Origin of the sequence: Micromonospora sp. C97, from assembly GCF_018070385.1 — a bacterium.
Classification (GTDB): Bacteria; Actinomycetota; Actinomycetes; order Mycobacteriales; family Micromonosporaceae; genus Micromonospora; species Micromonospora parva.
In genome coordinates this window covers 18,731-39,466 of record NZ_JAGPXU010000042.1, presented here as the reverse complement: position 1 = coordinate 39,466, position 20,736 = coordinate 18,731, and the positions used below count along the sequence as shown (strand labels likewise).

16 protein-coding genes are annotated in these 20,736 nt (G+C 71.3%); 3 read left to right on the top strand and 13 right to left on the bottom strand.

Annotated features, from left to right (window positions below):
- Window positions 1–85 precede the first annotated feature (85 nt).
- From KBX26_RS30945 to KBX26_RS30895, 11 genes are all read right to left on the bottom strand, one after another.
- On the bottom strand, window positions 86–1,063 hold the full coding sequence (locus KBX26_RS30945) for a hypothetical protein (protein ID WP_030337662.1): 978 nt from the start codon (window positions 1,061–1,063) through the stop codon (window positions 86–88).
- Window positions 1,064–1,095: 32 nt separating this feature from the next.
- Complete coding sequence (locus tag KBX26_RS30940) at window positions 1,096–2,625, bottom strand: OmpL47-type beta-barrel domain-containing protein (protein ID WP_210867030.1); 1,530 nt, start codon at window positions 2,623–2,625, stop codon at window positions 1,096–1,098.
- Window positions 2,626–2,633: 8 nt separating this feature from the next.
- Complete coding sequence (locus KBX26_RS30935; protein WP_210867029.1) at window positions 2,634–6,578, bottom strand: ThuA domain-containing protein; 3,945 nt, start codon at window positions 6,576–6,578, stop codon at window positions 2,634–2,636.
- A 23-nt stretch (window positions 6,579–6,601) separates the two neighbouring features.
- Window positions 6,602–7,606 carry a multicopper oxidase domain-containing protein gene (locus KBX26_RS30930; RefSeq protein WP_030337665.1) on the bottom strand — a complete coding sequence of 335 codons (1,005 nt, stop codon included), beginning with the start codon at window positions 7,604–7,606 and terminating at the stop codon, window positions 6,602–6,604.
- Between the two features lie 293 nt (window positions 7,607–7,899).
- Window positions 7,900–8,739: an amino acid ABC transporter ATP-binding protein gene (locus KBX26_RS30925; protein ID WP_030337666.1), complete on the bottom strand. Its 840-nt coding sequence runs from the start codon at window positions 8,737–8,739 to the stop codon at window positions 7,900–7,902.
- A gap of 4 nt (window positions 8,740–8,743) precedes the next feature.
- Window positions 8,744–9,538 carry an amino acid ABC transporter permease gene (locus KBX26_RS30920; protein WP_030337667.1) on the bottom strand — a complete coding sequence of 265 codons (795 nt, stop codon included), beginning with the start codon at window positions 9,536–9,538 and terminating at the stop codon, window positions 8,744–8,746.
- A gap of 102 nt (window positions 9,539–9,640) precedes the next feature.
- A complete protein-coding gene (locus KBX26_RS30915) occupies window positions 9,641–10,459 on the bottom strand; it encodes a basic amino acid ABC transporter substrate-binding protein (protein ID WP_030337668.1) in 819 nt (272 codons plus the stop codon).
- Window positions 10,460–10,635: 176 nt separating this feature from the next.
- A complete protein-coding gene (locus KBX26_RS30910) occupies window positions 10,636–11,313 on the bottom strand; it encodes a hypothetical protein (protein WP_030337669.1) in 678 nt (225 codons plus the stop codon).
- Window positions 11,314–11,422: 109 nt separating this feature from the next.
- Entirely contained in the window at window positions 11,423–12,334 is a 912-nt protein-coding gene (locus KBX26_RS30905; protein ID WP_210867028.1) for a sulfotransferase, read from the bottom strand.
- Window positions 12,335–12,337: 3 nt separating this feature from the next.
- Complete coding sequence (locus KBX26_RS30900) at window positions 12,338–13,357, bottom strand: sulfotransferase (protein ID WP_210867027.1); 1,020 nt, start codon at window positions 13,355–13,357, stop codon at window positions 12,338–12,340.
- The gene (locus KBX26_RS30895; RefSeq protein WP_210861742.1) at window positions 13,354–14,637 is read right to left on the bottom strand and encodes a glycosyltransferase family 4 protein; all 1,284 of its coding nucleotides are present in this window, start codon (window positions 14,635–14,637) and stop codon (window positions 13,354–13,356) included. Before KBX26_RS30895 ends, KBX26_RS30900 begins: the two co-directional genes overlap by 4 nt.
- Window positions 14,638–14,897: 260 nt before the next feature.
- On the opposite strand from KBX26_RS30895, the gene KBX26_RS30890 reads away from it, so the two are divergent.
- Genes KBX26_RS30890 through KBX26_RS30880 form a run of 3 tightly spaced genes read left to right on the top strand, consistent with a single transcriptional unit; the run spans window position 14,898 to window position 18,113 of the window.
- Window positions 14,898–15,860 (top strand): hypothetical protein, encoded by a 963-nt coding sequence (locus KBX26_RS30890; protein WP_210861744.1) that lies wholly within the window; start codon window positions 14,898–14,900, stop codon window positions 15,858–15,860.
- On the top strand, window positions 15,853–16,632 hold the full coding sequence (locus tag KBX26_RS30885; RefSeq protein ID WP_030337674.1) for a sulfotransferase: 780 nt from the start codon (window positions 15,853–15,855) through the stop codon (window positions 16,630–16,632). Before KBX26_RS30890 ends, KBX26_RS30885 begins: the two co-directional genes overlap by 8 nt.
- The gene (locus KBX26_RS30880) at window positions 16,629–18,113 is read left to right on the top strand and encodes a hypothetical protein (RefSeq protein WP_210867026.1); all 1,485 of its coding nucleotides are present in this window, start codon (window positions 16,629–16,631) and stop codon (window positions 18,111–18,113) included. The genes KBX26_RS30885 and KBX26_RS30880 overlap by 4 nt, the downstream gene beginning before the upstream one ends.
- 147 nt (window positions 18,114–18,260) lie before the next feature.
- Here KBX26_RS30880 and KBX26_RS30875 read toward each other — a convergent pair whose 3' ends face one another.
- Window positions 18,261–19,127, bottom strand: coding sequence for a sulfotransferase (locus KBX26_RS30875; RefSeq protein ID WP_210867025.1), 867 nt, complete (start codon window positions 19,125–19,127; stop codon window positions 18,261–18,263).
- Window positions 19,124–20,719, bottom strand: coding sequence for an oligosaccharide flippase family protein (locus tag KBX26_RS30870; protein WP_210867024.1), 1,596 nt, complete (start codon window positions 20,717–20,719; stop codon window positions 19,124–19,126). Before KBX26_RS30870 ends, KBX26_RS30875 begins: the two co-directional genes overlap by 4 nt.
- Window positions 20,720–20,736 lie beyond the last annotated feature (17 nt).

Sequence of the window (20,736 nt, the reverse complement as noted above, 5' to 3'; positions counted from 1 at the left end):
AAGCCCTGCGGCAGTCGCTGCGCCACCCGGTCCGCGCGATCCCAGTACCGCCAGGCCCGCCCTTCCTCACCGCCGCGTCGATGAGCTAGAGCCGGGCGGCGCCCGCCTCGGTGGCCTCCTGCACGGCCGAGGTACGGCGTACCTCGGCGCGCTCGTCGCCGGCCTCCTCGCGGTCCGGTGCGGCCACCCGCGCCGCCCGGTTGGTGGTGGCCGCGGCCTGGTCACCGGTCACGCCACCACGGATCCGGTTGTTCGCGGCGACCTGGGCGGCCGGGTCGTTGGACGTCACCGCCAGCTGACCGTTGATGATGTTGTCGTCGACCGTGACGCCACCGGTCGTGCTGGTGACGCTCACGTCCCCGCCCCAGTAACCGCCGGAGGCGCAGCTGTCGAGGGTGCCGTTCGGGCCGAGCTGCACACCACCCAGGTTGCCGGCGAAGGTGGCCCGGCCCTGGACGGCACTGCCACACACCACGCTGCCGGTGGCGCTGTTGAGCACCGACAGCGTGCCGTCGACGAACGAGTCGTGCAGGTCGGTGTAGTAGGTGCCGGTGCTGCTGACGTTGCGCTGCACCTGGGTGCCCCGGTCCAGCCGGACCTCACCGGCACTGACGTTGACGTGCCCGCTGACCGTCGACGCCTCGGCGAAGAGGAAACTGTCGATGGTCGTGGAGCCCTTCGGCCGGACGGTGAGAGTGCCGGTGCTCGCGTCCTTCAGGAAGATCCCGTAGCCCCCGGCGGCGAGCACCACCTGGCCGGCGACTGTCGTCTCGGTCGCGTCCAGGTACCCGTCGGCCGCGACGCGTACCTCGCCGCTGATCCGGCCACCGGTCACCACCAGGTTGCCGCCGGCCGCGACGGTGACGTTGCCGGTGATCGTGGTGCCGGTCAGCGCGCAGGACTCGCCGGCGGGCACGAGCAGGTCGTTGGGCACGGTGACCGCACCGCCGGTACCGATGCAGTGGGTGACCAGGTCGGCGTGTGCGGTGGGCGCCACGGCCAGCACCGAGGCCGCGATGACGGCGCTCACGGTGGCCAGCTTGGCGACGGTACGTCCGGGCATCGTGTTTCTCCCTGTCGATGAGGTTCGAGGACTCATGCGCCGACGTCCGATCGGGCCGCGGCCCGGACGATGGCGCCCTGCTGCCGCCGGTCGAGCGTGCCACCCGTCACCAGCGCGGTGGTGACCGCTTCGACGTGTCGGACGAATTCGGCGTGGCCGGGGTAGTCGGCGTGTTCGTCGATCAGATCGTTGATGGTGCAGCCGTCGCCGGTGTCGACGTTGCGGACACCGGTGTCGTCACCGTCGATGACCACCGTGGCCCGGGTGTCGGACTCCGGGCAGGCGTCGGTGCCGTCGGCCACCACGGTGAACGTCGTCGACTGCTCGGCGGCGGCGTTCCCGGCGGTGTCGGTCGCCCGGAAGCGCACCGTGTGCGCCCCGGTGGCGCGAACGGTGACCGGAGTCGAGTACGCGGCCCAGGCACCGGTGTCGAGCGCGTACTCCACGCTCGCCACACCCGAGTCGGCGTCGGTGGCGGTGACGGTCACCGTCGCGCCGCCGACGTACGCGCCGTCGTCGTTCCGGTCACCGGTCACCGTGGCGGCGACGGTGGGCGGGGTGGTGTCGGCGGCCTGCGGCTCGACGACTGTGAAGTGTTCCATCTGCTCGGCCGAGGTGTTGCCGGCGACGTCGGTGGCCCGGTAGTGCAGCATGTGCATCCCGACCGCGGTCACGACGATCGGGTTCGTGTACGCGGTGAAGGCAGCGCCGTCCAACGAGTACTCGATGGTGGCGACACCGGATCCGGCGTCGGTGGCGGTGAGCGTGGCGGTGGCCGTACCGACGTAGTTGCCGTCGCCGTCGCGGTCGCCGGCCAGCGTGGCCTTCACCTCCGGCGCGGTGGTGTCCTGCTCCCCGGCCTCGACGATCCGGAACTGCACCGAGCCGACGGCGCTGGTGTTGCCGGCCTGGTCGGTGGCGCGGAACTGCACCGCGTGGTCGCCGACCGCTGTCACCCGCACCGGTTCGGTGTACGGGTGGAAGCTGGTGTCGTCGACCTGGTATTCGACTGTCGCGACCCCCGAGTCGGCGTCGGTGGCCGTCACCGTCACGGTTGCCGCACCGAGGTAGTTGCCCTCCTGGTCCTGGTCGCCGGAGACGGTGCCGGTCACTGTCGGCGCTGTGGTGTCACCGCCACCACCGCCGTCGGTGACCACCAACTCGCCGACCATCTGGCTGTGGCCGGGGATCGAGCAGAAGTAGCGGTACCGGCCCGGGGTCAGCGTCACTGTGGCCTGGTGGCGGCCGTCGTTGGCGTCGAACGGGCTGGCCAGGATGTTGACTGTGACGTCGTGGTTGTAGCCCTCGGTGCTGGTGTCGAAGGTCAGGGTGTGCGGCATCCCGGTGGTGTTGCCGGTGGCCGCGCTGTTCTCCCAGATGATCGTGGTCGCCCCGGCCACCGCCGTGGTGGGCGCGGACTTGTAGCGGGTGATGCTGTCGTCGGCGGTCCAGGTCAGCACCTGGTCGGCGGCGACGCGGGGGGCGGCGGAGGCGGGCACCGCTGCCAACGGGATCACCGTGAGCAGGAGCGCCGCCAGCGCGGCCTTCAGTCGTCGGGTCATCGTCTCTCCTAGAGTTCCCGCACGCGGATGTTGCGGAACTCGGCCAGGTCGTTGTCACCGTGGTTCTGCAGACCGATGAAGCCGCGCAGGAACTGCCGCAGGTCCGTCGGCGGGTCGCCGGCACGCGACGACTGCTTGCCGGGTGTGTTGTCGAACTCGTTGATCACGACGCCGTTGCGGATCATCGTGTAGTGCTGCCCGACGGCGCGGATCTCGTAGTCGTTCCACTCGTTCTTCGGGGTGACGCCGGCCTGGGCGAGCGGCACCGGGTCGAAGTTGTAGACCGAGCCGGTCTTCTGCGGTTCACCGGTGTCACCGTCGTAGATCTGGATCTCGTGTCCGCAGTAGATCGCCATCCAGGCCTGCGAGGTCCGGGCCGAGCCGACGGTGCCGCAGCTGCCCGGCGGTCGCTGGTCGAGGGGGGTTCGCAGGTCCGGGAACCGGATGAAGACGCCGGTGTTGGCCCGGCCGGTGCCCGGGGCAATGTCGCGGAACTGCACCTTCAGCGAGAAGTCGCCCAGCTCCTTGGTGTGCCAGAGCATGCCCATGCCACCGCTGGAACGCAGCGACCCGTCCGGTTCGATGCCGAACTTCCCGTCCGGCGCCTGCTGCCAACCGCGCAGCGACTCGGCGGTGCCGTCGAAGAGCGGCTCGTACCCGGTGTGGCCGTCCCGGCCGATCTCCGACGCGGCGGCCAGCCGGGTGAGGGTGCCCGCCTCGCGGGTGCTGAGCAGGTCGTCGTCCTGCAACGAGCGGGCCACGGCGGTCACGTGCCGGACGAAACCGTTGTGGTCGGCCCAGGTGCTCTCGTCGTCGATCAGGTCGTTGGCCGTGCAGCCCTGCCCGACAGTGCGACTGGGCACCCCGGTGTCCGTGTCGCCGAGCCACACCGTGGGCCGGTCGTCGGGCACCGCGCAGCCCACCGTGACAGTGCTCTGCACCGTCGCCGTCTCACCGTCGGCGTAGGTGACGGTCAGTTTCGCGGTGTAGGTGCCGACCCGGGCGTACACGTGCCGGGGGTCCGCCTCGGTCGACGTGGCGCCGTCGCCGAACTCCCAGCGGTGGCTGACGCCGCCGGAGCGGGAACCGGTGAAGGCCACGGTCAGCGGCTTGTTCTGCACGGCGACCGACGTCGCCGCCGGTGCCGGGGTGGGCGCCCCGCCGGTGTAGGTGATCCGGATCAGTTTCTGGTTGGCGTGCAGGCTGAAGAACCCGCCGCCGTAGTCGAGCAGGTAGAGCGCGCCGTCCGGGCCGAACTTGGCGTCCATCCAGCTCTGCAACCTGGTGTCGCCGTTACCGCCCGGGATGATGGCCCGCAGCGACTCGGCGTACACCGGTGGGGCGGCCTGTGGCACGCCGGCCGGGTCGACGGTGACCGCCACCCGGTTGGCGGCGTTCGACTGGTCGCCGATGAACCACTTGCCGTCCCAGTGCTCCGGCCACGCCACGCCGCTGTCGGTGTCGACGAGGTCGCGGTGGTACGTCGGACCGGACATGATGGCCTGGCCGCCGCCGCGCAGGTACGGCTGGGTGTAGGTGGCGTCGGCCGCGACGTAGGTCGGCAGGCCGCTGCCGTCGGTGCGCTTCGGAAAGACCGGGCCGCCGCCGTCCGGCGAGTACCAGATCATGTTGTCCCGGGCCGCCGGGATGTCCTCCAGCCCGGTGTTGCGCGGCGAGGTGTTCTTCAGGTTGTCGCAGTCGTACCAGCCGGTGAGCACTGTGGCGTCGGTGTTGCTGCGGTCGCGGTACGGCTGCCGGTTGCCCATGCAGTACGGCCAGCCCTGGTTGCCGGCCGAGGTGATGATGGTGGCCGTCTCGTACTTCGCCGGGCCGAGGGTGGGGCTGGGCGACGAGGCGTCCGGGCCGACCCAGCCGGCGGTCAGCCACTGGTGCTTCGGATCGATCTGGAGGCGGGCGATGTTGCGCACGCCCATCACGTAGATCTCCGGTCGGGTCTTCTCGGTGCCCGGCGGGAACAGGTTGCCCTCCGGGATGGTGTACGTGCCGTCCGGCTCCGGGTGGATCCGGATGATCTTGCCGGCGAGGTCGTTGGTGTTACCCGACGTGCGGCGGGCGTCCTGGAACGAGATCCCCTCGTACTCCTGGGTCCAGTTGTTGCCGGCGTAGCCCTGCGACCCCTCGGAGGAGTTGTTGTCGCCGGAGCCGACGTAGAGGTTGCCCTTGGCGTCGAACGCCATGCCGCCACCGGCGTGGCAGCAGCTGTGGACCTGCACGGGGAACTGCAACAGGTCCTTGCGGGTGGCCTGGTCGATGGTCTGCGCCTGACGGTCGTAGGTGAACCGCGAGATGGTGCGCTGACCGACCCGCTTCACCCGGTCGACCGACTCGTGCGGCATCCAGTAGACGTAGAGCCAGCCGTTCTCGGCGAACGCGGGGTCGGGCACGATGCCGAGCAGGCCCTCCTCGTTCTTCACCAGCTCGGAGCCGCTGCCCCGGTTGCCCATCACCTCCAGGGTGGTGAGCAGCTTGACCTGCTTGGTCCGCGGGTCCCAGGAGTGGATGGTGCCGCAGCCCAGGCCGACGTTCGGGTTGTTCCAGTCCGCGATCGGGCCGCTCGGGCAGGCCGCCTTGCCGACGTAGAAGACGGTGCCGTCGGGCGTGATGGTGAGCCCGTGCGGCTCGCCGATCTGGTCCAGCTGACCGGTCTGGTTGGCGGCGGTGAGGCGCTCCACCTTATAGTTCGACGCGATGGTGGCCTGGCAGTCGCCGCGTACCCGACCGGTGGTCCAGTTCAGCGCCCCGGTGAGGTGGGTGCGGAACGCCTCCTCCCCGTAGCTGCCCTCGGTGTGGCCCATGCCGGTGTAGAACGACCGGCCGCCGTCGTAGTCCCGGCACCAGGACACCGGGTGGAACGGGCCGTTGGCGGCCGCCCCCGGGTTGTAGTGCCGCTCCTCCACCTGGGCGAGCGTGTGCACCGCACCGATCGGGTTCGGGTCCCAGTTCTCCCAACGGTCGGACCGGGTGATGGTCATCGGCAGCGACGCGGTGGCCGGGTGCTTGCGGTCCAGGATGTTCACCACCGCGCGGTTCACCGCGGGCGGCTCCGGGGCGGTAGTGCTGCCGGTGAACAGGCGCAGGTCGGCGAGTTGGACCAGCGGCTCTCCGCTGTTCGCCGTGACGTTGAGCCGGTAACGGGTGAACTCCTGCGGCGTGGCGATGTCGAACCGGCGGGTCTGGAAGCGGTCCGGGAAGGTCTGCCCAGTGCGACGGTCCAGGTCGGTCCAGCTCTGCCCGTCAGTGGAGCCCTGCAGGGTCCAGTCCTTCGGGTCCCGGCCGGCGGAGTCGTTGGCCGACGTGAGCGCGTACCCGGTGACCCGCTTCGGCGCGGCCAACTCGTACGCCACCCAGCCGGTCGGGGTGCGGACCAGCCATTTCGTGTTGGCGTCGCCGTCGGTCAGCTTCTCCTTGGTCTCGTTGGGCGGGTTCTCGCCGCTGGCGGTCACCCGGGCCACCGGCTCGGCCACCGGGATGGCACCGGCCGGGCGGGTGCCGATCAGGCCGGTGAACCAGGTCGAGTCGACCTGGGCGCGGGCGGCGTCGGCGATGCCGACGAAACCGCCGCCGGCCTTCATGTAGCTCTGTAGCGCCGACTCCTGGTCGCGGTTGAGCGCGGCACCCGTCGCGGAGAGAAAAACCACGCTGCGGTACGCGGACAGCCCCGCCGTGGTGAACACACCGGGGTCGGTGGTGGCCGTGACATCGATGTCATGACCGGCAGCGAGCTGTTTGATGGTGTCGACCGCACGGGACACCGGGTCCTGTTGTTCGGCCACCGGCCCGTGGAACACCAGGACAGCTGTCCTCTGTGGTTGCGCCGCCTGCGGGGCGGCGGCCGTTCGTGGCGCGGCGGCGGCCGCAGCCGTCGTCGTCGCCGGGAGCAGTGTCGCGAGGGCCGCTAAGGCGGCGAGGGTTCGTCGTAGGTTTCTGGTCATGCCCGTCCCCACTTTCGGTTCGGTCAGCTTCCGTGCGTGTGGGTGTGGCCCTGGAACCGGTGGATGGCCTCTTCGGCGCCCGGCGGCATGCTGCCGTCGGCGTTGCGCACCAGGAAGATCCCGGCCATGCCGCCGTCGGAGTGCGTCTGCACGTGGCAGTGGTACATCCAGGCGCCGGGTCCGACACCCTCCCCGGCCAGCACCTGGAAGCCGAACGAGCTGCCGGGGTTGAGGTCCTTGTTGTCGACCACCAGGCTCGGGTCGCTCGGCCCCTCCAACATCCCGGTGCGGTTGTCCGCCCACCGGTGCGCGTGCAGGTGGAAGGTGTGGAACAGGTTGCCGTGGCCGATGGCGATCCACTCGACGCGCTCGCCCAGGTTCGCCTCGAACATCGGGGTCGCCGGTGCCATCTTGTTGTTGATCATCATGTCGTGGAACACGGCGGTGAACTGCTTCGACGGCAGGATGTCGCCGCGCCGCCGGACGATCAGCGCGCCGTACAGTCCCTTCGCGACACCGCCGGTGCCGTGGTCGGTGCCCATCGCGTGATCGTGGTAGTGCCAGTAGCCGGCGCTGCCGGGCATGTACCGCCGGCCCGCCGCGGCCACCATCTCGTGCGAGCGCCAGACGTACGTCCGGGTCTCACCGGGATTGTTGAACGAGGCGTTGAACGGGCTGCCGTCGGATTCGGTGCTGTAGTCCACCCCGTGCGGGTGGATGGAGAGCCGCTGGTCGGTGGTGTTGACCAGGGTGATTTCCAGGGTGTCACCCTCGTACATCTCCAGGATCGGGCCCGGAACGGTGGCCTGACCGGGTGCCAGGCCGTACCCGAACAGGTTGCCGGGCAACTGCTCGGCGTAGATGGTGATCTTCTTGGTGACACCGGCGGCGGCCCGGGCGGGGCTGCCGCCGAACGCGCTGCCGATCGCCGGGGCGGACGCGCCCAGTGCCCCGGCGGCGAGCGCACCGGTGGCGATCAGCGATCTACGGGACAGGTGGCGGTGAGGGCCACCAGCGTGATCGTCCATTGGTCTCCGTTCCCGACCGGGCGAAGACGCGACGAGGACAGGGTGCATCGACCCGAGCGCGGGGGCGGTGGCACGACTGAGGGTGAGGCTCGTCGCGTACTTTGCTCGGAAGACTCAAAGCTTTCGATGGATGACAGCAACTTATGTAATCCATCGACGAAAGTACAGCTCTGATTGCAAAAAGATTACCTTGACATCACGACGTCTGTCGATTGACATGAAGCTGACACACAAGCGGACGCCGGGCTGCCGTCACTGCGGCAACCCGGCGTCAGCCGTCCGGAAGATGTCTGTCAGAGCTGGTGGCGGTCGTCCGCAGGCAGGCTCGGGGCCTGCGGTGGCTCGGGTGCCTGGTCCGGCTGGCCGAGCTGTGCGACGTGGGTCGGGTCGAGGACCCGGGAGAGGAACGCGCGGGTCCGTTCGTGCTTCGGCGCGCCCAGCACCTCCTGCGGCGGCCCCTGCTCGACCACCACCCCACCGTCCATGAAGACGACCCGGTCGGCGACGTCGCGGGCGAACGCCATCTCGTGGGTGACCACCATCATCGTCATGCCGTCCTCGGCCAGCTTGCGCATCACGGTGAGCACGTCGCCGACGAGTTCCGGGTCGAGCGCGGAGGTCGGCTCGTCGAACAGCATCAGCTTCGGCTCCATCGACAGCGACCGGGCGATCGCCGCGCGCTGCTGCTGCCCACCGGAGAGCTGGGCCGGGAAGGCGTCGGCCTTGTCGGTCAGCCCGACGCGCTCCAGGTTGGCCCGGGCGATCCGCTCGGCCTCGGCCCGACCCCGCCGGAGCACGCGGCGCTGGGCGATGGTGAGGTTGTTCAGGACGGTCAGGTGCGGAAACAGGTTGAACGACTGGAAGACCATGCCGATGCCACGGCGGACCTGGTCGATCTCGACGTCCGGGTCGGTCATCTCGACCCCGTTCACCCAGATCGTGCCGGCCGTCGGCTGCTCCAGCAGGTCGACGCAGCGCAACAGTGTCGACTTGCCGGAGCCGGACGGCCCGATGACGCAGACCACCTCGCCCTGGCCGACCTCGAAGTCGATGCCCTTGAGCACCTCGAGCGGACCGAAGGACTTGTGCAGGTCGCGGATCTCCACGGCGGGGCGGGAAGGCGTGGTCGTCATGGGGTCACCGAGCCTTCGCGTAGCGGAGTTCGAGGCGTCGTACCACCTGCGACAGCGGCAGGGTGATCACCAGGTAGGCCAGGCCGGCCACCAGCAGTGGTGTCGCGTTCACCCGGTCGTTGAGCATGTCCCGACCGAACTTGGTGATCTCGATGGTCTGCGCCGTCACGCCGAGCACGTAGGCCAGTGACGAGTCCTTGGTGAGCAGGATGAGCTCGTTCGTCAGTGGCGGGATCACGATCCGGAACGCCTGCGGGATGACGATCGTGCGCATGGCGGTGAAGTGCGACATGCCGAGGGTCCGCGCCGCCTCCATCTGCCCCTTGGGAACGGCCTGGATGCCGGCCCGGATGGTCTCGGCCATGTACGCCGCGGCGGTCAACCCGAGGCCGATAGCTATCGAACCGAACACCCCGCCCGGAATCTCGCGCTCCGGGAAGGCGATCGGGATGCCGTACCCGACGAGGAAGAGCACCAGCAGCGCGGGCAGACCCCGGAACAGCTCGATGTACGCCGTCGCCACCCAGCGGTACGGCGCCACCCGGGACAGCCGCATCAGCGCCAGGATGGTGCCGAACACGAGGCCGAAGGCGAACGCGCCGAGCGTGTAGAGGACCGTGTTGCGCAGCGCCACGGTGATGATCGTCGGGAACATCGACGTGATGATGTCGACGCGGAAGAACGCGTCGGCCAGCCTGCCCCAGTCCGCGGCGAAGGCCACCACGGCGATGACGGCGATGAAGATCAGGTACTGGATCCCGAGGGACAGCCGCTCCCGCTGGCGGCGTCGCAGCTTCACGTTGGCTCGTTGCCTTCCCGGAGGTCTACCGACACGGAGGGCGCGCGGGACGCGCGCCCTCCGGTACTACGTGGTGCTCAGGCGCTCGGCCGGCTCTGCGGCTCAGGCGTTCGGCCGCTTGCCGATCCACTTCTCGTAGATCGTGTCGTACGTGCCGTCCTGCTTGGCCTTGGCCAGCACCTCGTTGATCTTCTTGAGCAGCTCCGGGTTGGCGTCCTTCTTGACCGGGAAGCCGTACTGCTCGCCGGTGTCGAACTCGGCGGCGACCTCGAACCCGCCCGGGTTCTTCTTCAGGTACTCGGTCCAGACCGGCAGGTCGTTGATGGCGGCCTCGACCTGGCCGTTGGCGACGGCCTGCTGCAGGGCGGCGAGGTCCTCGAACTCGACCAGCTTCAGGCCCTTCTCCGCCTCGAGCTTCTTGGCGTAGTCACGACCGGTGGTGGCCGCCTGGACGCCGAGCTTCTTGTCCCGGAGGTCGTCCAGCGACTTGTACGTCTTGCCGGTCTTCACCAGCATCGCCTGGGTGGCGTCGAAGTAGGGATCGGAGAAGTCGATGACCTTCTTCCGCTCCTCGGTGATCGTCATGCCGGCGGCGGCCGCGTCGCACTTGCCGGTGTTGAGGTCCTGGCCGGACTTGATCCCCTCGAACGGGGTGTCGATGATCGTCTGCTCGACGCCGAGCTCCTTGGCGACCAGGTCCATGATCTCGACGTCGAAGCCGGTCACCTTGCCGCTCGCGTCCTTGGACTGGAACGGCGGGTACGGCAGGTGGGTGCAGACGGTCAGCTTGCCCGCCGCGACCAGCTTGACGCCGCTGGCCTGGACCTCACTGTCGTCCTTCTTCGCGCAACCCGCGGTCAGTGCGAGGGCGGCGACGGCCACGACGAGGCCGGCCTGACGGACGGCGCTTGGGAACCTCACGGCTGTGTCCCTCCGATTCGGCTTCCCTTGCACAGAAAGCCAATCTGGTTCATAGACTTTGCGATAAGCGACCGTACCCGATCGGGCGCGTCGCCCCCAGATCACGCCGTGGTCACCCGGGCGACGCGACACCTGGGTCACCGCCGGCGAACCGGACACTCACGCAGCAACCTGCCTCAACCACCGGTTCCCTCGGCCGCCCCGTCCGGGGTGAGGGCCCCACCGTGCGGGTCTGTGTCCAGGAACACGTGCTGGTGGCCGTGGCCGGCGTCGACGCTGACCTGGTCGAGCTGGGTCGCCGCCACCGACCAGATCGTCGCGGCCTCGGCCGCCTGCCGGGCCGCGACATCCAGCACGGCCGCCCGCTGCGCGGCCGGAACGCCGGCGGCCAGCGCGTACGCGTCGACAGCCAGCGACGCCTGCTGGACCGCTGCGCGCAGCCCGCCGCGCGCCACGTTGGTGGCGGTGGTCCCCGACGGCGGGTCGGCGAACGGTTCGGCCGCCCGGCGCATGACCTCCTGCCACTGGCGGGTCTGCGCGGCGTCCGGTGCGCGTCCGCCGGTCGTCTCCGTCTTGATGGCGGCCAGGACCGGGGCGACCTGGTCGCGGACGCGCCGCGCGGTCTCGGTCAACTCCACGATCTGCTGGGCGTCCCGCTTCGCCTCGGCCTGCTTGATGCTCGCGATGGTCGCCTCGGTGGCGTCCGGACGGCCCACCTGGTAACCGACCAGTCCACCGAGCAACGCGGTGACCAGTGCGATCACGCCCGCGACGGCCGCGTACCGCGCGGTGCGGCGACGACCCACAGCGGCAGTGTCCAACTGGTAGGAGGGTCGGCCGGTGCGGCGCGCCATCGCATCTCCTCACATCGATGGGGTGGGGCCAAAGATTAGCCGCCCCTCGTGACGTCAGTCGATAGCGCCGCCGATACCCGCACCGGCACACCCGTGTCGGCGGGAACCGCTAGACCGGATAGCCCCACTCGACCAACGGCTTCTCCAGCACCCGTTCGATGGCGGTGACCTGCGCCGGGCTGAGTTCGTCCCGGTACGCCTCCGCCCGCCCCACCGTGAAGTCGTACCGGGAGAAGCCCTTCTCGAAGGCGGTCGACCAGCGCAGACCGAGGAAGTCGAGCATCCGGGCGACCTGCTCACGTGGCTGCTCGACCAGGTCCTCGTAGCGCACGTCGAGCCACTGGTCGGCCGGGTGCCGCAGCCGGGCCTGGGCGAAGGCCTCCATCAGCATCTTCCACCCGAGCGCGGCGAGCACCGGGAACGAACGGCCGGACTCGATCCACTCCTCCCGCAGGTCGGACGGGAGCGGGCCGTAGATCCAGTTGTCCGGCCCGCGCCACCCGTCCCACCAGCCCATCTGGAGCCACGAGTTGGCCACCGCGCGGCCGTCGCGGACCACGTTGACCACCCGCAGATCCGGGTACGCGGCGTGCAGCAGACCGGTGCGCGGCCACCCGGTGACGTGCTGCACCAGCTGTTGACAGCCCTGCCGGGCGATCCGCTCGTCGAAGAAGGCCCGCAACCGTCGGGACACGAACGGCGTCAGGTCCTCGGCGACCAGGTCCCGGCACGGCCGGGAGAAACCGGCGAGCACCTGCCGGTCGAGCAGGTGGTACGCCTCCGACGGCGCCACCCGGAGCCGACCCCGCTCCAGCAACCGTCGACTGTGTCGCAGCGAGGTCATTCCCGCCGGGCGCGGTGCCGAGCGCCGGTAGAGCAGGCCGTTGAACCTGCCCTTGGGGTTGAGCCGGGCCAGTTTGTCGTCCAGGCCGGAGACGAAGCCGACAGCGGGATGCCGGGAGAGCAACTCCTGGACCAGTGTCGAACCGCAGCGACCGGTGCCCACCACCAGTGAGAGCATCGTTCAGCCTTCCTGCCGGGTGGCGGGTGACGGGGAGACGGCCGGGTCCGCGGCGCGGCGGACGGCTGACGAGGTGGCCGCCGGGTGGCGTAACGGGTAGCCGAAGCGGGTCAGGGCCACGGCGGTCAGCCCGGTCACCACCGCGTACGCGCGGGTGGTGAGCCCGGTCAGCCACTCGGTGTCGGCGACCACCTCGACCAGCCCGGTGCGGTGCCGCGAGGGGTTGCCAGCCACCGAGTGGGTGGGCCGGAGCCGCACCGTGGCCGGCGTCGGGAACGGAAGCTCGTCGGGGGTCGCGCCGACGAAGCCGGCGATCCGGGCGGTGGTGCCCGCCGGGTCGGCCACGAAATCCTCGTACCGCACCCGCAGGTAGCGGCCCGGCGCACCGCGGCGACCACCCCACAGGCGTACGGTCGCGGTGTTCCAGACCAGCCAGAGCAGCGCGGCCTTGCCGACGGGTGGTCGGCTCATCAGCTGGTCGTCGGCGGGACCGTCCAGGAGGCGTCGACGACGCCAGGAGTACGCGGTCGCGCGCGGGTCACGCACCACGTGCAGGACGTACAGGTCGATGCCGGGCAGGCTGCCGAGCAGGGCGCCGTACGGCGGCAGCTTGGAGGAGTCGACGATGACACCGTCGGACCGGCCGGGCAGTGCGTGTTCGGCGATCGAGGCGTAGAGCCGGGCCAGGTGCCTGTCATCGGGGTGGCCGGGGACCGGCGGCTGGCCGCGACGGTGGCGGCGCAGCAGCGCTGGCAGCCGCCGCAGCCGCAGCCGCTGGGCCAACCGGGCGGCGATCCCGGCCGGGTCGGCGTCGCTCAGGTCGGCGCGCACCCGGGCCCAGAGCGGGCAGTCGACCACTGGGGAACCGCAGCCGCACTGCCGGTTCTCCAGGATGCCGCGCCGCCACAGGTACCGCAGCTCGCCGGCCGCGAAGAAGCCCGGCAACTGGCCCAGGACGGTGGTCACCAGGGTGCTGCCGCTGCGACCGCTGCCGGCGAGGTAGAGCACCCGTACCCGGCTCACCGGGCCGCTCCCCCACCGGCCGTGGCGCGACCGGTCCGCCGCCGCGCCGGCAGCGCCGCGGAGGCCTCGGCGTACAGCCCGCGAATGCGCTCCAGGTGCCGGTCCGGCGCGAACTGGGCGGCGATCTTCGTGCGGCCGGCCCGGCCCATCCGGTACGCCCGCTGTGGGTCGGCCAGGATGTCGGTCAGCGCGGCGGCGAGGGCGGTGGGCTCGTCGGCGGCGACGATGCGCCCGTCCACCTCGGACTCGACCAGCTCGGGCAGCCCACCCAGATCGGTGGTCACCACCGGGACACCGCAGGCGAACGCCTCCAGCACCGCCATCGGTTGGTTCTCGTGCCACCGGGACGGGACGGCGACCACCGCCGCCGACCGGATCAGCTCGTGCAGGCGGGGCTTGTCGAGCCGACCGTGGAACCGGACCCGGCCGGGCACCCGCCGGGCGGCGAGCGCCTCCAGCTCCGGGCGGGCCGGCCCGTCCCCGGCGACGTCCACGCCGACCCCGTCCGGCAGCGCGGCGGCGGCCTCGATCAGCACGTCGACGCCCTTCTCCGGGGCCAGCCTGCCGGCGAAGACGACACCGCCGCCGGGCGTCTGCTTGGCGGTGACACCGGTCAGGTCGACGAAGTGGTTGACCACCCGCAACCGGTCCGGGTAGACGCCCGCGCGGCGCATCACGTCGGCCAGGAACCCACTCGGGCTGACGAAGAGCTGCACCGGGTCGTACGCGTTGAGCCGCCGGTGCAACCAGGACTCGACGGCGAGCAGTCCGCTGCGTGACAGCGAGCCGTCCTTGCAGCGGCGGCGGGCCGCCTGCAACGGGCCACCGGTGACGCACGCCTGGCAGGGCCGGCCCCGGTCCAGCAGTTGGTAACTCGGGCAGGCGAGCTTGTAGTCGTGCATGGTCAGCACGCACGGCACCCCAGCGGCGCGGGCCGCGGCGAGCACCGACGGGGAGAGCTGGTGGTAGATGTTGTGCAGGTGCAGCACGTCCGGCCGGAAGTCGTCGATCACCTGGGCCAGTCCGCGCCGGCTCGTCGGCGACCACAGCATCCGCCCGACGGCCACCGCCCGGGGCCGCACCCCGCTCGGCGCCGGCTCCAACTCCACTTCGGACGGGAACCGCGCGGCGTACGGCAGCGGCGACTCGTTCTCCGGGTGGCTCATGCCGAAGTAGGCGACAGTGTCGCCGGCGGCCCGTTGCAGGTCGGCGAGATCGAGCAAGTACCCCTCGGCACCGCCACGGCGGTAGAGGAACTTGTTCACATGCAGCACGCGCATCGACTCGGCCTGCTCACGTCGATCGGGCGAATCGGGCCCCGAGGTGATGACCGAGATCCGCCCGCCCCGGCCACGGCCCACGGTATGCAGGCCGGGTCAGCGAGTCCAGTTCACATTAGCCATGTGGCTGAACGGGTGATCTTCGTCTGCCCGTGCGGTCCGCAGCCTGGCCTCCCGCCATGATCTCCCGATAGCCTGGCTGCCGCCGGTCGTACCCGCTCTGCTGCGGGGCCGGGCCGGTGCCCCGACAAGGAGGACCCGTGGCAGCCGACGACGAGGTCTCCGCGCTCGCGTACACCGCGCGGCGGGTCCGGCGGCACCTGCGCTGGGCGCGTACCGAGGGGATCGGACGGCTGATCGAGGAGGACCGCCTCAACCCGGTCGACCGGATCGGCACGGCACTGGCGAAGCGACGCTGGCGGCGGCGGGCCGGCCGCACGCCCGGCTCGGCGATGCCGGTCTACCTGGTCGGCCTGCAACGCTCCGGCACGAACATGCTGGTCCGCGGCCTGGACGCCGCACCCGAGGTCGAGGTCCGCAACGAGAACGACAGCACCCTCTTCCACCGCTTCCAACTCCGCCCGGACCCGGTGCTGACCGCCGTCATCCAGCGCAGCCGTCACGCGTACGTCCTGGTCAAGCCGCTCTGCGAGAGTCACCGTGTGGACGAGTTGCTGGCCCTGCCGGGGCTGACCCCCGGGCGCGCGCTCTGGGTCTACCGCGACGTCGACGACCGGGCCCGCTCCGAGGTCGCCAAGTTCGGGGACGCCAACCTGCGGGCCCTGCGGGCGATCGCCGACGGCAGCATCGGGCGACGGTGGCAGGGGCAGCGCCTCGACGCCGACGCCGTCGAGCTGATCCGGGCCCACGACCCGCAACGGTTGGATCCGCACAGCGGCGCGGCGCTGTTCTGGTACGTCCGCAACTCGCTGGTCTTCCGGCTCGGCCTCGACCGGCGCGCCGACGTGTTGCTGTGCCGCTACGACAGCCTGGTCGCGGACCCCGCCGCACAGCTTCGGCGGCTCTGCGCCTTCCTCGACTTCCCGTACCACCCACGGCTGCACGCGCACATCGGCCCCCGCCAGTCACACGGTGCGGCGGAGCACCGGCGGCTGCCGATCGACAGGCGCGTGCGGGCCCGCTGCGACGAGCTGACCGACCGGCTCGACCGCGCCGCGGCCGACGCCCGACCCGAGACCACGAAGGCGGCCGACAGTGGCTGAGACCGGAACCCGTACCGCGCCGATCTTCCTGGTCGGCTGCCAGCGGTCGGGCACCACCATGGTGCGTCTCGTCCTGGACTCACACTCGCGGATCAGCTGCGGCCCGGAGACCCGGTTCCTGCCCGACCTGCGACGGATCGTCGGCCGGGACTGGGAACGGCTGGCCCGCTTCGGGTTTCCGCGCGAGGACTGGCTGCGCCGGATCCGGGACTTCTTCGGCGGTGTGCACGCCGACTACGCCGCCGCCCGGGGCAAGGCCCGGTGGGCCGACAAGACCCCGCTGTACGCGATGTCGCTGGACTTCGTCACCGAGGTCTTCCCGGACGCCCAGATCGTGCACCTCATCCGGGACGGCCGCGACGTGGTGGTCTCGCACCGCAAACGGTTCGGCTACTGGTCCGCCGTGAAGTGCGTGGTGAAGTGGCCGCGCTACATCCGGGCCGCGCGGGCGGTCGGCGCCACCCTGCCGGCGGACCGCTACTACGAGCTGCGCTACGAGCAGGCGGTCAGCGAGCCGGAGAAGACGATGCGGGCCTTGTTCGAGTTCCTCGGCGAACCGTGGGAGGACGGCATCCTCGACTACGACAGCAAGCAGCACGACGTGGCCCAGAAGTACACCACCGAGGCGGAGCGACGACGGGCGGCGGCGAGCGTCACCGAACCGATCTACGGCTCCCGGGTGGGCACCTACCGCCGCGAACTCGACCCGTTCCTGCGCCTGCTGGTCTGGGTCTTCTCCGGTCCGACCCTGCGCGCCCTGGGTTACCGGTGACCCGCCCGAGCCGGCGGCGCGCGATCGCCACCGTCGCCATCGCCGCCACCCTCCTGCTCACCGCCGGCTGCACCGGCGGCGACAACGATCCGCCGCCGGCCGCCACCCCCTCCGCGACGGCGGCACCCGCAACCGGCGCGCCGGCGCGCACCGGCGAGCAGGTGAGCAACCCGTTCGGCGCGCACTGGGACTGGTCGCGGTTTCAGCAGTTCGGGCCGTACCTGCGCCGGCTCGCCGGTTCGGCGACGTACGAGGAGATCTCCTGGTGCGAGATCGAACGGACCCCCGGTAAGGCGGACTGGGCCGGGCTGGACGAGATCGCCACGCGCAGCCGGGACCTGGGCATCACACTGCACCTGAAGATCCGCACCGGTGTGTGCTGGGCGACCGGTGGCACCGCACGCTACACCCGGGGCGCGGCCAACAAGACCGAGTCGGCGATGCCCACCGACCTCGGCGCGTACCAGCGGTTCGTCGGCGAGGTGGTGCACCGCTACGGCCCGTACGGGGTGCGGGAGTACGCGATCGAGAACGAGGTCAACGCGCCGAGCTACTGGGCCGGCAGCCCCGAGGACTACGCGCGGCTGCTCCGGGCCGCCGCCGAGACGATCCGCGCGACCGACCAGAAGGCGCGGGTGGTCGACTCCGGCATCAGCAGTGTCGCGTACGGCATGGGTGTCGCCGACCGGCTGCTGCGCGCCGATCGGGTGCCCGAGGCCGTCGCCGCCTATCAGGCGTACTTCCAGCGTCGGGTCGGCACCCGGGGGCAGCAGATTCCGGCGGTGACCGGGGAGGCGCAGCTACGTCGGGCGCTCGGCACCGAGACCAACAGCCGCAACCTGCGTTTCCTGGCGGTGACCGAGTCGCTGCTGACCGACCGCACCGTCGACGTCCGGCAGGTGCACTTCTACGAGCACTTCAGCGGGGTGGCCCCGCTGCTGGACTACCTGCGCGCCACCACACCGCCGGGCACCCCGATCCAGGCGTGGGAGGTCGGTCAGTTCTGGCGCGACGGCGACGGCGACCCGGCCAGCCGGGCCACGGAGATGGTCAAGACGGTCACCCTGCTGGCGGCCGGTGGGATCGGTGAGATCAGTTGGTTGCCGTTGGCGTACAACCCGAACAACGCGGCCGGCAGCGAGGTCCGCTACGGCCTGCTCGACCCGGACGGCACCGAACGGGAGGCCGGCCGGATGCTGGCGGCCCTGGCCGACGCCGCCCGGGACGCCACCGTCACGCCGCTACCCGCCTCGGTGGCCGGCAGGCTGAACGGGGTCGCGTTCGTCCGGGGTGGTCAGAGCACGCTGGTGCTCTGGTCGGCGTCGAACACGCCGGTGACGGTGCCCGCGGCACCGGGCGCCCGGGCCGGGGCGGTGGGTTCCCCGCTGGGCGTGGCCGGCGGCGGCACCACGATCACCGACGTGCCCGTCGTGCTCCGCGCCGACCAGCCGGTGGACCGGGTCCTCGCCGCCGTCCGCTAGGGCCTGTTTCATAAGGGCGGCCGAGCCGAGGCGGAGTCCGGGCGGCGATCCGGCAAGGCGCGGTTTCGTCCGGATACCGGTGTCGTATCCGGACGAAACCGCAACGCCGCCGGTCGTCGTCCGGGCCCGCCGCAGGCCGGCCAGTTCTTATGAAACAGGCCCTAGTCCAAGCCAGGGGTCGGACCAGCCCAACAGGGCGGCCAGGCGCGCGTTGTGCGGCGCGAACTGCTCGCTCAGGCGCTCCCGCAGGGCCGGGGTCAGCTCGGAGACGCCCGGGTCGACCCGGCGGGTGTGCCGGGTGAACGCCTCCGGGGTGAAGGCCGGCAGGCCGAGGAAGCGCACGATCTCGCCGTACGTGCCGGCCGGGTCGGCGTTCAGGTCTTCGGTCCGGGCAACGTGGATCCGCTCCCGGGGGACGTGCGCGAACCACCGGTTCAGCTGCTCGGCGTAGCGGCCCCGGGCAGCGTACGAGTGGTTACGCAACGCCCGGTGCGCGGCCGGGCTGTCCGGGCCGCGCCGCGTCGCCCTCGCCAGCCGCTCCTCCTCGGCGTCCAACGCGTCGGCGAAGGAAAGCGGTTCGACGCCGTACGAGCGGGTGTGCAGGTAGTGCGAGTAGGCCCGCTGCACCGGGTCGCGCAGCAGGACGACGAAGCGGGCCTGCGGCAGGGCCGCCGCGACCCGGGCCGGCACGCTCGGATGGAACAGGTAGTAGGGGCTCGCCTCGAACGTGCGCTCCCCCGGGGCGAGGCGCGGGAAGTGCCCCCGGTACCACCGCGCCCCCCGAGCGTGGTGGACGCTGAAGTACTGCAACTCCTTGCCGGTGGGCACCCGGACCCGGGGATGCGCGGCGAGGTGGTGGTACAGCGACGTGGTGCCGCAGCGCTGCGCGCCGATCACCAGGAAGTCCGGCAGCGGTCCCGGCTCCCCCGGTCGCGCCGCCCGTCCCCAGGCCCGTGCCGTGCGCACCCCCCGACGCAGCCGGTCGGTGACCTGACGCCGTGCGCCGCCGCTCACGAGCGCGCCCCGCGCTGGCCGGCACCCGCAGCGGCACCCACCCCGTCGGCCGGTTCGGCGGGGTCGGCGGCGGCACGTCGACCGCCTCGGCGGGTCACCGCGCGCAGCACCATGACGTCCTCCCGACTGAGCCCGAGGGCGAACACCACGGCCAGGTACGCCACCATGATCGCGGCGAGGCCGACAACGAGTTGCGCGGTCCACCCCTCGACCAGCCAGCGCACACCGAACCCCACACCCATCGCGACCAGCGCGGCGACCAGGCCCTTGACCATGCCCGCCGTCACCGGCACCGTGTGCACCTGCGCGCGCACCTGCCAGACCCGGGCGACGTTCACCGCCGCCAACGACACCGCCCAGGCCACCGCCGCGCCGAGAATGCCGTACGCCGGGATGAGCCAGAGGTTGAGCAGGACGTTGAGCAGCAGGGCGGCGAGGTTGTCCATCATGTTCACCGAGACCCGGCCGGACATGTTCAGCAACGTCCCGCAGGGCCCGGTCGCGGCGTTGACGAGCTGACCGAGCGCCAGCACCACGGTGACCGCCGCGCCGCCGACCAGGCCCGGCCCGCCGACCAGCCGCAGCAACTGCTCCGGGAAGACCAGCAACGCCACGAAGGCCGGCAGCGACAGCCGCAGCACCCAACCGGTGGCGACCCGGTAGATGCGGCGCACCTCGTCCAGTCGACCCTGGTGGTAGAGGTGCGCCAGGTGCGGACCGAACGAGGCGTTGACCGGTGCCAGCACGAACACCGCGATGGTGACCAGCCGGGTCGCCACGTGGTAGACACCGATCGCGTCGGCACCGTAGTCGAAGAAGCCGAGCAGCAACGCGTCCACCCAGATCAGCCCGGTGGACGACAGCGAGGAGACCCAGCTGACGGTGGAGAACCGGAACAACTCCCCCGGCCGGTACGCGGGCCGGGCGGCGGGCACCCGGCGCACCATCCGGGCGAGCGCCACGAGAGCGAACGCGGCGGCGCTCCAGCTCGCCACCACCAGTGCCCAGAACGCGCCGGTCAGGCCCGCCCCGAGGGCGAGCGCCAACGCGGTGAGCGCCAATCGGGCGGCCGGCTCGTAGACCTGGCCGATCAGCGCGTAGGCCCGTTGGGTGCGCCAGCCCCGGGTGGCCGCGAGCGCTGCCTCGCAGACCGTGCTGGCGGGCAGGCACAGCGCCACCAGCCGTAGCCCGGTGGTGAGCTGCGGGTCGTGCAGGGCGTCGGCGAGCCACGGCGCGCCGACCGCCAGACCGAGGGCGATCACCGTGGACGCGGCCGCCGAGATGCCGATCCCGAGCCGGATCGCGCCCCGCAGGGCAGCCGGCTCGTCGTCGGCGAGATGCACCGCCACGAACCGGGTCAGCCCGGCCCGGAAACCGGAGAGCGAGAGCAACCCCAGCAGCGACAACACCGCGTAGACCTGGGCATACCGGCCGAGTTCGGGTACCCCCAGGGCCCGGGCCAGCAACAGCATGACCAGGAAGAGCGCCACCTGGCTGAGCACGGCGCTGGCCAGGTTCAGCACACCGCCGCGGGCCATACCGCGTACCTGCTGGTCGCCGGCATCCGGCGCGGCCGGCGGCCGGCCGGTCACCTCGCGCACCCGGCGGC

What these genes read in the sequence shown, in the direction of transcription:
- KBX26_RS30945 (WP_030337662.1), bottom strand. Translation starts at nt 1,063, where the DNA reads ATGCCCGGACGTACCGTCGCCAAGCTGGCCACCGTGAGCGCCGTCATC.
- KBX26_RS30940 (WP_210867030.1), bottom strand. Translation starts at nt 2,625, where the DNA reads ATGACCCGACGACTGAAGGCCGCGCTGGCGGCGCTCCTGCTCACGGTG.
- KBX26_RS30935 (WP_210867029.1), bottom strand. Translation starts at nt 6,578, where the DNA reads ATGACCAGAAACCTACGACGAACCCTCGCCGCCTTAGCGGCCCTCGCG.
- KBX26_RS30930 (WP_030337665.1), bottom strand. Translation starts at nt 7,606, where the DNA reads ATGGACGATCACGCTGGTGGCCCTCACCGCCACCTGTCCCGTAGATCG.
- KBX26_RS30925 (WP_030337666.1), bottom strand. Translation starts at nt 8,739, where the DNA reads ATGACGACCACGCCTTCCCGCCCCGCCGTGGAGATCCGCGACCTGCAC.
- KBX26_RS30910 (WP_030337669.1), bottom strand. Translation starts at nt 11,313, where the DNA reads ATGGCGCGCCGCACCGGCCGACCCTCCTACCAGTTGGACACTGCCGCT.
- KBX26_RS30905 (WP_210867028.1), bottom strand. Translation starts at nt 12,334, where the DNA reads ATGCTCTCACTGGTGGTGGGCACCGGTCGCTGCGGTTCGACACTGGTC.
- KBX26_RS30895 (WP_210861742.1), bottom strand. Translation starts at nt 14,637, where the DNA reads ATGCGCGTGCTGCATGTGAACAAGTTCCTCTACCGCCGTGGCGGTGCC.